Below are 13,451 nucleotides of genomic sequence, written 5' to 3' on the forward strand. Positions count from 1 at the left end.
ACTAGATAAAATCTTGAAGACGAATTAAAAAACTCCTTATATTAGTAGTCAACGATTATTTGCAAACTAGACTACAAAAAACTGATGTTCGAGCCAAAAGATTTTTATCAATATTTTAGAGATTGCTTTAAGTTAGATTACAGAGAATTTAATGTTGATAATATACTTTCTCAAAAATATCCTTATAAATGGTTTGTTTCTGAAGATGAAGAACTTCTCACACAATCCTTACCTTATATTCCATATATTCATAAAAATATAGAGGATTTAGAAAAAGACATTGAGCTTTATCGATTAGAAAAAAAGTTGTTTTATGGTTGTTTTTTTATTCTTGGGAAAAATACTAACCCATTAATAAAGGATAAAAGAATATGCGCCCCTTTACTCTTGTATCCTACTTCAATTGTGACGGAATCTGATGAAAAGTTTTTAGCAATTGAAAAAGAAAGCCTTATCATCAATAGAGCAATTCTCTCAAATCTAGTATTAAAGGATAGTTCTTTACATAAAGATGAGTTTATCAAGGAATTGGAAGAACTTATCAATGAAAAGCAATTTTTAGGACTTACTTCATTACTACAAAAATATTTTATCAATTTAGATACTGAGGAGCTTGTTTTACATCCAAAAGTTTGGTCTGCTGCAAAAATAAGGAGACACTTTTCTACAAAAGAGTACGAAGAAGATGAATACAAAATTATTCCTTCAGCAGGAACTGTATTCGTCAATAAAACGGAATCTACTTTGAAGATCTTAAATGATCTTAATGGAATTATTCAGGAAAACACTTTCAATAAAAGTTTAAAGGAATTGTTTAATGAAACCATACAGGAAAATATATATAAAGAAAGTGTTTATAATGCTCGGCTAAATATTGGACAAAGGAAAGCCTTGGAAAATGCTCACCATTATAATAATTCTGTAATTGTTGGCCCTCCAGGTACTGGCAAATCCTATACAATCACTTCTATTATTTCAGATCATGTTGTCAATAATAAATCTGTTTTGGTTGTTTCGAAAACAAAACAAGCAGTAGAAGTACTAAGAAGTATGTTGGAAGATGATTTTCAATTAAAAAATTATCTTATTCATACCACAGGTGTCAATTACAAAACTAGTTTAAAGGCTAAAGTTCGTAAGTATTTAAGTGGAAATTATAATAAAAGGAATACTTGGTTAGACGAAGCAAAATTATATAAACACTATAACACTCTCTTAGATTTAGAAGAAGATTATAGAAAACATGTGGATCATGAATTGGAAAAAACAGAATTGAATATGAGTAATGATTTATCTTTTTCCGATAAACTTAAGAAAGCATATTTGAATAGTTTTTTGTTTGATAATCAGAAAATTTGGGAGGTCTTTAATAGTATTCAAGATCGATCTCAAAGTTTTGAAAAAGAAATAAATACTTGGTCAAATAGAAAAATTCATAAGAGTATTATAGGAAACTCAAAGAAGTATAGAAAAGATATTGCTACATTTTATGATGCGCTTGATTCCAATAGTTTCACCGAATACAAAGAGATATTAGATAAAGTAAAATACACTAATATCTTAAAAGTATTTCCTATTTGGTTGGTAAATTTATCTGACCTCAATTCTGTTTTACCACTTCAAAAAGATCTTTTTGATTTAGTAATAATTGATGAAGCAACACAATGTGATATTGCAACAGCCTTACCAGCCATTTTCAGAGCTAAACAAACAGTAATTGTAGGAGATCCTAACCAATTAAGGCATTATTCATTTGTTTCAAAAGTCCAGCAAAATGCACTTATAAAGAAGTATAATCTTCCGAAAGATAAAATTTTCGATTATAGGAATCGAAGTATTTTAGATTTATATATTTCAAAATTGATACATCAAGATCAAGTTTCATTTTTAAAAGAACACTTTAGATCAACTCCTTCATTGATTGAATTTAGTAATCAGAAATTTTATGATGGTAATCTAGAAATTATTAAATCAACACCAAAACATACAAATCATTCTCAAATTGAAGTAATTGAATTAGATGGTGAAAGAAATAAGAAAGGAATTAATGAAAAAGAAGCAGATGCTGTAATCCATCAATTAAAGGTGATTTTTAAAGAATATAAAGGAGCTGTAAATATCCCTTCCATTGGTATAATTTCTCCCTTTAGCACTCAAGTAAATTACATCAATAAATTATTAAAAGAGCATTTTGAACTAGAAGATTTAAAACTTTTCAATCTCTTATGTGGTACTCCCTATACATTTCAAGGCTCTGAAAGAGAAATCGTTTTACTTTCATTTTGTGTTTGCGATTCCTCACATCATTCTGCATTTATTCATGTCAATAAACCAGAAGTCCTGAATGTTGCCATTACAAGAGCCAAATCCTATCAATATGTATTCAAATCTGTTTCAGATCAATTTGCTAAAAAAGAAACACTATTATTTGATTACTTTAGATTTGTAAAATCATTTTCTCATACCAATGTAATTAATGATGAGGAAGATGCTTTTCAAAATGAAGTCGTTGAAGCACTAAAAGGATCAGTAGATGAAATACGATGTGGTCACCCTGTAGCAGGCGTTTTATTAGATATTTTGGTCGTTCACAATAACAAAAATTATTTCATTAATCTTATTGGTTATCCAGGAATGTTTCAGGAAGCATTTTCCATCGAACGCTACAAGACATTAGGTAGAACTGGTATAAAATGTTTTCCTCTACCTTATAGTTATTGGAGAAGAAATAAGAAACATGCATTAAAACTTCTTCTGCATTTTATCAATGGAAAAAAAATGGATATGTTCAAAAAGTTATAATATTGTAAGAATCATCATGTCTAAAGTAATAGCACTATTGTTTATTACTTCTTTTCTAAAGTTCACTCATTCCGATAAGGAAAGCTTTTTAGAAGAACACATTATTTAAGATAAATTAAATGTTTGATCATCAGAGATTTTATAAATTTACTTTCGTATTAAAATCAAAAGTCAAATTATTACTCTTCATGAAATCAATTATCACATTTTCAATTTTATTTTTTACTTTAATTCTAAGTCAAAGTTGTCAAGAAAAAGAAGTCAAAACAATAACATATGATCGTTTAGGCGTCTCTTTTAATTACCCTTCTAATTGGACAAAAATTAAAGACCGTTCGATTGTTTTTGGTATAGAAAATACAAATGCAGTAATAGATTCCAATATTCTATTAACAAGCATGGATTCCACTATCTCCAAAGTAAAAGGTTATCATAATTTTGATGAATTTTGTAATGGAATGGCTGAGATTTTAAACAATAAGAAAGGTTATCAAAAAGTAGATCAATTTCAAGATGTCCAACTCAATCAAGTACCTTGTAAGCGCATTGCTTTCCAAGTAGGCGAAAAGATTGAAACCAATTACTTATTTGAGTATAACGATAAATTCTATTCCATCATTGTCACTGAACTATCACAAAATAAGTCTTTAGAAACGCAAGAAATTCTATCTAGTTTAGCCTTAACAGATTTAGGTGATTATAAAATCTTCTAAGGAATGATTCGAAAAGCTACTTCAAAGGATTATGATCAAGTTTGGGAAATTTTCCATGCTGTTATACAATCTGAAGATACTTATGTATTTCATGCAGATACTCCAAAAAGTGATCTTCAAAAACATTGGTTTAGTAGCTATATGCACACCTATGTATATGAAGAAAATGGAAAAATTTTAGGTACTTATATTCTAAAACCTAATCAGATTGATTTAGGCAATCACATTGCCAATGCTAGCTATATGGTTTCTCCTAAAGCACAAGGAAAAGGTGTAGGAAAACAGCTTTGTAAACATTCTTTACAACTCGCAAATGAATTAGGTTTTTTAGGTATTCAATTCAATATAGTAATAAGTAGTAATACTACTGCCGTTGCTTTATGGAAGCAGTTTGGGTTTTCTATTATTGGCACTACACCCAAAGCCTTTAGGCACAGAACGAAAGGGTTAGTAGATGCTTATATTATGTATAAAGAGTTATAATAGATATGAATTTCATCAGTTCATTATTGTTTAGCCTATTGCTAAGTATTGTATTCTTACTTTTGAGTTTAAAAACTTGGATAAATGAAGATACTTTTACTACTAAAATTACTGTGCTATCTTTCTTTCTTTTTTCACTATTTTTAAGTATTAAAACTTTAAAAAGTTATAGTAAAGTTCAATTAGACCGTAAAAAAAAGACATTAACGGTTAAGAAAATTTTTAGAACCTCTTATTTTAAATTTGAATCATTAACCCGTTGGCAAGATATATCCAATAGTTATAGGATTCCCTATACTAGGTTAAAGTTGAAATTTGATTCCAAAGAAATTGATATTTTTGATCATGTTGACCCTATGGGTGTTTCAGATTTACATCATTTTTTAAAACATAATTATCATCATCTAGAATTAAAAAATACATAATATGAAAGTAATTTTTAAAACGGTTATCTTTTTTCTTTTGATGATTATTTCTATTCATTGGGGAATTTATTATTGGATGAATAATGCTATCGACAGAGTACTTAATGCAAAACAAAAAACTTTGCTGATCGAAGAAATACAAAATACTCCTCCTCTTCCAAATACAATTTACCTTACTTTAGAAAAATATTATCCAGAGGTTTTTGAAACAAATTCATGGTCTAGTAAACAAAAGCGTTTATTTAGTGACTCCCCTTTTCCTTGCCCATGTTTAGACCTTTATATTCCTACTATTTATGGTGCTCGAAATGACAATTCAAAATGGGTTCCATCAGGATGGACAAGTTATATTATCGCCCTTTATCTTGATCAAAAATTCACTCAAAAACAATGTTTGGCGTACTCTCTCAATTCGTCAGATTTTGGATCTAATGTATATGGCATTAAGGACGCGGCACATGTATTTTTTGATAAACAAGTAGAAAAACTCACGGAAAAAGAAATCATTTCTCTTATTGTTATTTCAGAAGCACCATCCTTTTATAGTCCTAGGTATCATAAAAAAAGATTAGAGAAAAAAGTTACTGAAATTATTTCTTCTTCTAATGAAAAGGTATCATCAATATAAAATATCTTTGACAACCTAATTGGTAATTCTATATTTTAATATTCAGCCTAATGAACCTAAAATTTATAGATCGAATTGATCAAATTATCAACTGTGTTTTTTCTTTGATCAAAGGCATTAATACTGACCATATTTTCAACATTAAATTGCTAATAAATGATTGAATGCGTCTATTTTATGCATTCATGGTCAATAAACAATCTTAAAAAACACATTTACCCCCTACTTTTGTTTTCATCAAACAGCGCAATAAATGGCATTTTCTATTTATTGAGATAGGATAAATTTAAATACTTACTTTTTAAATTAGGATGAAATGATGAAATATCTACTTTTCTTAGCATGTACATTTTTTAGTACAATTACTCTCTTTGGACAAGAAAAACCTAACGTCTTATTTATCCAAACTGATCAACATGTTTGGTATGGATTGGATTATATTGATGAGGGTTTTGATACTCCCCACCTCAACCAACTTGCTCAAAATGGTGTGCATTTCAATAATGCTATGGTTACTACCCCTTCTTGTTCTCCTGCAAGAGGTACAATTGTAACTGGGATGTATCCACATAGTAATACTATATTAAATAATGTCTCTATAGGTACAAGCTATAAGTACACACAATTAGGTATTGAGGAAACAGCATTTAAACTTACAGAAAATTTATTATATGAAAATGGATACTATACAGCACATTTGGGTAAATGGCATATCGGCAAAAAGAAGCTGATCAAGTGTTATAAAAATAGTTTGCTTAAAGGGCAATCTCATAAATATGAAGCAAGTAAAGACTATCAAGAAACACTTGATCGTGAAATGGAAAAGATAAATCCTTCTCCTTCTGACCATGAATTATGGGGTTATCCATTATACCAAACGGTAGATTATAATGCTGCAGCAAATGCATCAAAATGGAAACACAAAGGTATTTCAACAACGGGTCAAACATCTATTCCAGTAGAATATTTACCTCATACTTCTATAACAAATGAGACAGTTAGAACTATCAAAGAGAAAAAAGAGGAGTCTTGGATGATTACTGTGAGTTATCACCCTCCTCATATACCATGGGCTATGCCAGAACCCTATTTCAGTATGTACGATCGTGACAAAATGAAAGTAGATATGACTGAAGTCGATAAAATTCACCCTTTAGCAGCAAATATGGATGCTCAAAAATTAGGGAAACTTGTCGGTGAGAAAGGCATCAAAGAGTATTTAGCAATTTATCGTTCACAAGTTTTTTATATTGATGAACAGATTGGTAGAATTATTAATACATTAAAAGAAACTGGACAATACGATAATACACTGATCATTTTCACTTCTGATCATGGTGATATTCAAGGACGATTTGGCGGAATGGGTAAAACGCTTGATGCATTTTATGATGAGTTAGTACGTATTCCATTGATCATTAAAGCTCCAAAATCAAAACAGACTAAAATGATTATCAATCATAATCAGGTCAGTCAAATAGATTTCATGCCTACAATTTTGGATTATTGTGGCATCGAAACTCCTAATCAAGTTCAAGGAAGTTCTCTCAAAGATTTAATTGAAGATAAAAATACTGCATGGAGAAAATATAACGTTTGCGAAAGGACTTATCCTTACAAAAAAAACCTAGTCTGTAGAATGATAACGGATGGCCAATTTAAATATGTGTTCAACAGTAAAGGTCCTCATGGTTTTTATGACCTAACTAAAGATCCTAAAGAATTGGAAAACTTGATTGACAAAAAGGACTATAAAGAGCAAATCCTAAAATACAAAGCAGCACTTAAAGATTGGATGATAGAAACAAATGACACTTATTTGTCTGCCTATTTGACGAATTAAAAATATATTTTTAAAAATTATAAGAGGTTCTTTTAGTTGAAAAGAGAATCTCTTTTTTTATCATCCTGAAAAGGATATTTATGATTATCGTGAGCAAACTATTTAAAGACCAGAAGAATCCGCCGAACCTATCGATGGTGGGTTTAGTGCTTTTTATAAATTTATTGGTCAATCCATGAAATATCCATCGCAGGCAAAAAGAATGGGTGTTGAAGGAAAAGTATATGTACAATTCTTAATCGAAGAAGATGGTGGATTTTCTGAAATTAAAGTAATCAGAGGTATTGGAGCTGGATGTGATGAAGAAGCAGAAAGGGTAATTAAATCAGCACCAAATTGGAAACCTGATAAGGTTAAAGGTAAGACAGTAAAACAAATGTTTGTACTTCCTTTATCTTTCCGATTAGGATAGTTTCATCAAAAGAAAAAAAGAGTATTGAACTGAAAGTAATATCAATTCAATACTCTTTTTATATAAACAATTTTTCGAGTACTCCTTTTTTATATTTCTGCCCTATGGGCAATGCATTGTTTTGAATGATTATGGTATTGCCTTCGATTAATTCAATGTACTTCTCATTGATAATATATGATTTGTGTATCCTCAAAAAGTGACCTTTATTCGCTAAAAAATCATCATAAAAAGATAGCTTTTGATGACACACTACAACTTTATCTTTGAGCGTTAGTTTTACATAATTTCCATAGGCTTCCAAAAACATAAGGTCATTACTATCAATGCTGATCAATTTCTTATCTGACTTCACAAAGAAATGTTCCTTATCTTCTTCTTTTGCGACTTCTTTTTTGGATTCAATTTTTTGAATGGCTGTGAGAAATCTACTGAAACTGAATGGCTTCAATAAATAATCAACAACGTTCAACTCATAACCTTCAATTGCAAATTCTTTATAAGCAGAAGTTACTATCACATGAGGTGCATTGGGGATGGAACGTAAAAATTCAAAACCCGTCATTTTAGGCATATTGATATCTAAAAATAAGAGATCGATATTGCCTTCATGGATTACTTCTAATGCTTCAAAAGCATCGTAGGCATTGCCTACTTTTTCCAAATAGGAAATTTTATCACAATAACCTTCGATGATTCTATGAGCAATTGGTTCGTCGTCTATGATTAAATAATTCATGATAAGTCTATCGTTAAAATGGCCTTGTAAGTATCCACACCTTTGATTTCATCATAAAAATACTTTCCTGGATAAATCAATTCAAGTCTTCTTTTTAAATTCATCACCCCTATTCCTACTCGTTTATCTTGCATGACTTTATCGAAGTTATTTTCAATGGTGAATGATACAGAATTTCCTACTTCTTCAACTTCAATAAATATATAAGCATCTTCAATAAGGGTTTCTACTCCATGTTTGAATGCATTTTCCACTAAAATAATATAGAGTAAAGGTGAAACTCTAAAATCCGTAATAACAGAATTAATAAAGTGAACTTGAACATTTTTTTGATAACGAATACGGTGCAATTCTATATAGTTCTCAAGATATTGGATTTCATCGTGAATACTCACTTTTTCCTCCTTTCCTTCATAAATAGTATACCGCATCATATCCCCTAATTTTAAAACAACTTCAGGTGCTTTATCAGATTTTTCAACCGTTAAACCATATAAATTATTTAAAGTATTGAAAAAGAAATGAGGATTGATCTGACTTTTTAAGAGTTGAAGTTCTGCCTTTGCTTTTTCATTTTTTAATGATTTAATCCATTTCCATTGTTCGTAAACCCAAAGAGAAAGTAATACAGGAATGGACATCACCAAAGCGACAACATTGGTTTCATATTGGTCATTTTTGTCTACAGAAAAAAGACTGGCATATAATGTCACCGCCATCATCACTGCATAAAAATGATAAATATATTTCTTAAAAAAAGTAGGCGTAATAAAGTATACGATAGCACTAAACCAGACTGTAGCAAGGAAAAGCGTTAGAAAATTGATAGGTTGACCTGCACTTTCATCATATATATTAATAAAAATTAAGGCAATCAGTAAACCTACAATTTTCATTAATGTCGGTACTTTTCGTTTTAAATATTGAAAGTGATGGGCAACGACAGAAGCCACTCCTGACCAAAATAAATAGGCAACGAAAAATTCTTCCGTTTCTGTAATGGGTAAAATGATCACGCCTAATCCCATTAGACTTAAAAAAGAGAAGAACATAGTGGTAGCACCAATTCCAATTGACCTACCATATTTGATAATTTTATTTTTCATACTTCTAAGGTATTAACCTTATAAAAGGGTGCCAATTCTTTTATATGAACACCCTATTTTTAGTGCCAAACTAGCCTTTTTTAAGGACAAACGTAATTCTTTCTATTCAAGGAAAAAATCGAACAAACCACATTCTCTATTTTATACTCAGATTTTGATATATAAAATTTATTTTTGATTAATTATTTAGATAATTCTCGCTAAAAATGAAAGATACAGTTTTTGCAAATAGTACTATGAACCAAAACAAATACTATAATGAAAAAGCTCTTCTTTATTTTTATCATCTCTGTTACACAATTATCTTTATTTGGACAAAATAGGCAAACTCAAGAATGGTATAATGGGCAATGTGGCACTTTAAGCTTCTTTAATGATAGTCTATTATTGCATATTGAAGCAAATACTTTTGAAGATCAACAACAGCAAATAATCGATGAAAAAATATTGATTTCTATTTCTCTATTCAAAAACTATAAAGATATGATGGAGGGGGATATTAAAATGAGAGATTCGAAAGGAATTTATGTTTCGGGTGGAATGTTTGACATACAATACCATAGGCATTCGATTCGAAAAGGAAAAAAAATTAGAATTTCCTATGTTTCTGATGGTATCTATCAATACAATGGTTATCGATATGATTCTCTAAAACAAGAATGGAAACAATTGAGCACACCTATCCTTGATTATGCTCGAAATGATAATGATGCTGCCTGGGGAAATATTACACCTAAAAATGAAGATGACTTTTCAGAAGGTTGGGGAGGAGGAAGTTGGGGTTGGGATGCCTCGTTGAATAAAGATGAAATAGAATATATATATAAAGTGATGGACATAGAAGGTGCAGGTTTACATAACTATGATTTCTTGATTAATAATTCATATTTAAAAGAGTATGAGTTGATGGTGAATAATGAAAATATCAAGAAGATTTATGTGCATTACCGTTCTCTAAATACCTTACTGTATTATACTGTCAAGGATAAAAAGATTGATAATTTCGCTCTTTTAGATGTCCCAAGTGAAGATATTAAAATATTTATAGTCCATAAAAAAGGAGGTGATTACGTCTTAAAATCAACTTCTGATGCAATTATTGATGAGGTAAAAGAGCAGAAAATAAATACTATTGCCTTTATGACAATGGCTACTGATCTTAATGAATTATATACAAAATAACACACGTACCTTACTCCCATGAAAACAATATTTTATCTAATCACTTTTCTTATTTCTTTTCATTCTATCAACGCTCAAACAAAATACAAGGAAGTCCATATTAATACCTCATTTAAAGGAAATGATCATTTATTAAAATTATCTGAGAGCTTATTATTGGCTGCAAAAGAAGGAAAAATTTCTCTATACTATCCTACTGAAAAAGAGAAAAAAACTACTTTCGAAGCACTTGCTTTTCAAGTGAGGGATTGGTCCTATTCAACATTTGAGCCAGAAGAATCTGTTTGCCATGCTGAATATGTAGCTCAATTGATCGGTGAACTTTTTAATGTCAGTTATATCCTTTTTTACGATGAAAGCAATTTGATGGATGAAAATCCTATTCCAAAGTATTTACAGTTTGTGGCTAATTCAGATATTTTAGAATATTCTTATACTGTTTATGGTCCTGTCTTTCATGTAGAAGAACTAGTGAACACAAATGTACCAATTATTGGCACTTCATTTTTTGTAAAAGATATAATTACAAATAGAATGTTTCAAGGATATACAGTTGATGATTTTGGAAGAAATTCCCCATTCTATACAGACAAACAAAAATCCTCTATGTACTAAGCGTGAATAGCTCAACTTTCAAACGAACTTCTTCTAAATTCTTAAAAATTCACCATTCTCTGAAAGTTCATACCTCTTTATTTTCTCTGTACTTGTTCCAAAAGAAACCGTCTCAATCACTTTGATGATATGTAACTTCACCTCACTTCTTGTTTGTAACATACCTTCGGCAATTTCATCATATGCAACCTCTATATGATCAATCATATCTCCATTTTTAGAATAAGTAACAAGATAAGATCTTAATTCTTGCTCATTCTCCTTTACAGAAACATATAGAGTTATAAAATCAGAAGATAAACTTATTTTCTCATTACAGAATACTTTATCAATTGAAGGTTTGATTTTCTTCACTTGTAACAATTCTTGCTCTTTATGATTTAGTTCATCTTTGAAAGCAAAATTATCGAAATTTGTATTTGCTTGAAAAGGCAGTTCTTTAATTGTTAGTTGGCTAATAAATTTATTAAAATGTGGATTTGATTGGCCATAAAGAGGCAAAGAAGATAAATAAAGAATAGAAAAAACATTCACAAATTGACGAGCCATAATCAACAGTATTTTGTACAAAGAGAAATTAAATTATTACAAAATAAAGGTTGAAGAGAAGAAATAAAATTTATTATTAATTTTTTCTAGATCAATGAATAGTACTTTATTCAAAAAAGGCTTTTGGATACTCCACTACACCACTTACATTTTTTAATGCATTAGGCACTAATTCTATAGCCATACAATTGGGTTCTGGAACGTCAAAAGGCAAACGAATGCCAAACTTATTGAGTTGTTCATAACCAAACCTTGGATAATATTTATCATGACCTAATAAAATAATAGAACCGTACCCTAACTCTTTTGCTTTTTCATGTGCTGCACGAATCAACATCCCTCCGACACCTTTTCCTTGATACTTTGGAAGCACCGCAACTGGAGCCATCGCCAATGAACCAAAAGTTTTCGTCTCATTTTTCACTAAAATCTTAGTCAATACAATAAAACCGACAATTTGTCCATTCATTTCAGCTACCAAAGATAATTCCGGCACAAAAGCAGCAGATTCTCTTAATCGCTCCACTAAAAAATGTTCTTGATGATCACTATATTCTTCATCTTCGAAAGCATCTTTGATTAAATTGAAAACAAAGGGATGATCATCTTGACGTTCTTGGCGGATTTTGATATTCATATGGTTTTAGAAATTTAGTGATCGATAAATATAAATAATAGATAATAAAGGGCATTAATCTACTCACTTTTCAAAGTGAAAATGGAATAAATACCTAAAATAATACATTCTATAAAACAAAAAGGCACTGCCTATAAGAGACAGCACCTTGAGGATATTATTTGAGAGACCACCCTTTCTTTTGGAGGGCTTCCTTCATAAATGGCCTTGCTTCTCCTTTTAATTTACCCTTTATTTGATCACTCCAACTCATGGTTTTGTTATTACTAGAGCGACTTAGATAATATGCTTTGATGGTTTCATCATATTCCTCAATCACTTTTTGATCTAGTTCTTGATATTCTTCTTCATGTAAAATAACTTCATTTGGAAGTCTCGGTTTTACCTCAGGATCTTGATCGGGAACACCTAAGCACATACCAAAGAAAGGAAAAACGTGTTGAGGTAATTTTAAAAGTTCTGCAACTTCCAATGGATGATTTCGAATGCCTCCGATAAAAAGACCTCCTAACCCTAAACTTTCAGCTGCTAATAACATATTTTGGCCAAAAAGAGCAGTATCTACAGCACTGATTAATGTTTGTTCTTCAAAGCCTAATTGTGCATTTTCTACTAATTGTGCATGTCGATGATAATCACCACACAAAACAAAAAATGCGGGTGCTTTTGCTACCCAAGGTTGTCCCCCTGCCAGTTCAGAAAGCTTCTTTTTTGTTTCTTCATTTCTTACTCTAATTATAGATGTACATTGAATAAAACTTGAAGAAGAAGCACTTTTTGCAGCACTTATTAACTCTTGTATGGTCTCATCACTGATCGGTTCGTCTTTGTATTTACGAATCGATCTATGGGACTTCATAAGATCTATTGTAGATTTTTTCATTGTATTTGTAGTATTGTTTCGATTAGAAATTTAGGCAATAATATTTGAAGAAAAAGAGAACTTTGCTCACTAAAATATGAAAGACAAAAAAGCCACTTGATGAACTTATATCCATAAAGTGGCTTTGTTATATTTTAAGAATTGAGATTTAAACTAATTTGCTACAGCAAAAATTGTTACCAGTAAACAAAATGAAATAAACTGTAGGTTTTCTTGTAAGTGATAGTATATTTTTTTCTTCATAATAAAATAAAAATAGTGTTTTTTCTGTGTTTACAGTACAAAGGTTCTTTAAATTTAATAATATATTTGGCAAAAACTAACATTTATTGATTAAAAAAAGTATAGTTACCCCAGTAGTTCGGACTGTCTAAGCGGAAAAGATAATTATCTTTTTTTGAGAGATTCAGCTTCAAATCTTTTTTAAAACCCAT

At 30.2% G+C, this 13,451-nt stretch carries 13 protein-coding genes; 8 read left to right on the top strand and 5 right to left on the bottom strand.

Annotation, left to right across the window (positions count from 1 at the left end):
- Positions 1 to 84 precede the first annotated feature (84 nt).
- The 6 genes from ACXAHM_RS14565 (at position 85) to ACXAHM_RS14590 (ending at position 7,306) form a co-directional block, all read left to right on the top strand.
- Positions 85 to 2,802, top strand: coding sequence for an AAA domain-containing protein (locus tag ACXAHM_RS14565; RefSeq protein ID WP_474961183.1), 2,718 nt, complete (start codon positions 85 to 87; stop codon positions 2,800 to 2,802).
- 188 nt (positions 2,803 to 2,990) lie between these two features.
- Positions 2,991 to 3,515, top strand: a complete 525-nt coding sequence (locus tag ACXAHM_RS14570; protein WP_474961184.1) for a hypothetical protein — start codon at positions 2,991 to 2,993, stop codon at positions 3,513 to 3,515.
- A 3-nt stretch (positions 3,516 to 3,518) separates the two neighbouring features.
- Positions 3,519 to 3,998, top strand: coding sequence for an N-acetyltransferase family protein (locus ACXAHM_RS14575; protein WP_474961185.1), 480 nt, complete (start codon positions 3,519 to 3,521; stop codon positions 3,996 to 3,998).
- A 426-nt stretch (positions 3,999 to 4,424) separates the two neighbouring features.
- Positions 4,425 to 5,051, top strand: coding sequence for a transglycosylase domain-containing protein (locus tag ACXAHM_RS14580; RefSeq protein ID WP_474961186.1), 627 nt, complete (start codon positions 4,425 to 4,427; stop codon positions 5,049 to 5,051).
- A gap of 316 nt (positions 5,052 to 5,367) precedes the next feature.
- Positions 5,368 to 6,894 (top strand): sulfatase-like hydrolase/transferase, encoded by a 1,527-nt coding sequence (locus ACXAHM_RS14585; protein ID WP_474961187.1) that lies wholly within the window; start codon positions 5,368 to 5,370, stop codon positions 6,892 to 6,894.
- Positions 6,895 to 7,069: 175 nt separating this feature from the next.
- Positions 7,070 to 7,306 (top strand): energy transducer TonB, encoded by a 237-nt coding sequence (locus ACXAHM_RS14590; RefSeq protein ID WP_474961188.1) that lies wholly within the window; start codon positions 7,070 to 7,072, stop codon positions 7,304 to 7,306.
- Between the two features lie 58 nt (positions 7,307 to 7,364).
- On the opposite strand, the gene ACXAHM_RS14595 is transcribed toward ACXAHM_RS14590, so the two are convergent.
- Together ACXAHM_RS14595 and ACXAHM_RS14600 are read right to left on the bottom strand one after the other, a co-directional pair.
- A complete protein-coding gene (locus tag ACXAHM_RS14595; protein WP_474961189.1) occupies positions 7,365 to 8,045 on the bottom strand; it encodes a LytR/AlgR family response regulator transcription factor in 681 nt (226 codons plus the stop codon).
- Entirely contained in the window at positions 8,042 to 9,151 is a 1,110-nt protein-coding gene (locus ACXAHM_RS14600) for a sensor histidine kinase (RefSeq protein WP_474961190.1), read from the bottom strand. The genes ACXAHM_RS14595 and ACXAHM_RS14600 overlap by 4 nt, the downstream gene beginning before the upstream one ends.
- A gap of 258 nt (positions 9,152 to 9,409) precedes the next feature.
- Between ACXAHM_RS14600 and ACXAHM_RS14605 the strand changes: the two genes are divergently transcribed.
- Both ACXAHM_RS14605 and ACXAHM_RS14610 read left to right on the top strand, forming a co-directional pair.
- A complete protein-coding gene (locus tag ACXAHM_RS14605) occupies positions 9,410 to 10,333 on the top strand; it encodes a hypothetical protein (RefSeq protein ID WP_474961191.1) in 924 nt (307 codons plus the stop codon).
- Between the two features lie 18 nt (positions 10,334 to 10,351).
- A complete protein-coding gene (locus ACXAHM_RS14610) occupies positions 10,352 to 10,948 on the top strand; it encodes a hypothetical protein (RefSeq protein ID WP_474961192.1) in 597 nt (198 codons plus the stop codon).
- 33 nt (positions 10,949 to 10,981) lie between these two features.
- On the opposite strand, the gene ACXAHM_RS14615 is transcribed toward ACXAHM_RS14610, so the two are convergent.
- The 3 genes from ACXAHM_RS14615 to nfsA form a co-directional block, all read right to left on the bottom strand.
- Positions 10,982 to 11,497 carry a hypothetical protein gene (locus ACXAHM_RS14615; RefSeq protein WP_474961193.1) on the bottom strand — a complete coding sequence of 172 codons (516 nt, stop codon included), beginning with the start codon at positions 11,495 to 11,497 and terminating at the stop codon, positions 10,982 to 10,984.
- 106 nt (positions 11,498 to 11,603) lie between these two features.
- Positions 11,604 to 12,134 carry a GNAT family N-acetyltransferase gene (locus tag ACXAHM_RS14620; protein ID WP_474961194.1) on the bottom strand — a complete coding sequence of 177 codons (531 nt, stop codon included), beginning with the start codon at positions 12,132 to 12,134 and terminating at the stop codon, positions 11,604 to 11,606.
- Between the two features lie 157 nt (positions 12,135 to 12,291).
- Complete coding sequence (gene nfsA, locus ACXAHM_RS14625) at positions 12,292 to 13,017, bottom strand: oxygen-insensitive NADPH nitroreductase (RefSeq protein WP_474961195.1); 726 nt, start codon at positions 13,015 to 13,017, stop codon at positions 12,292 to 12,294.
- Between the last annotated feature and the right edge of the window lie 434 nt (positions 13,018 to 13,451).

The organism is Flammeovirga sp. AWQ4_249 (genome assembly GCF_056161045.1).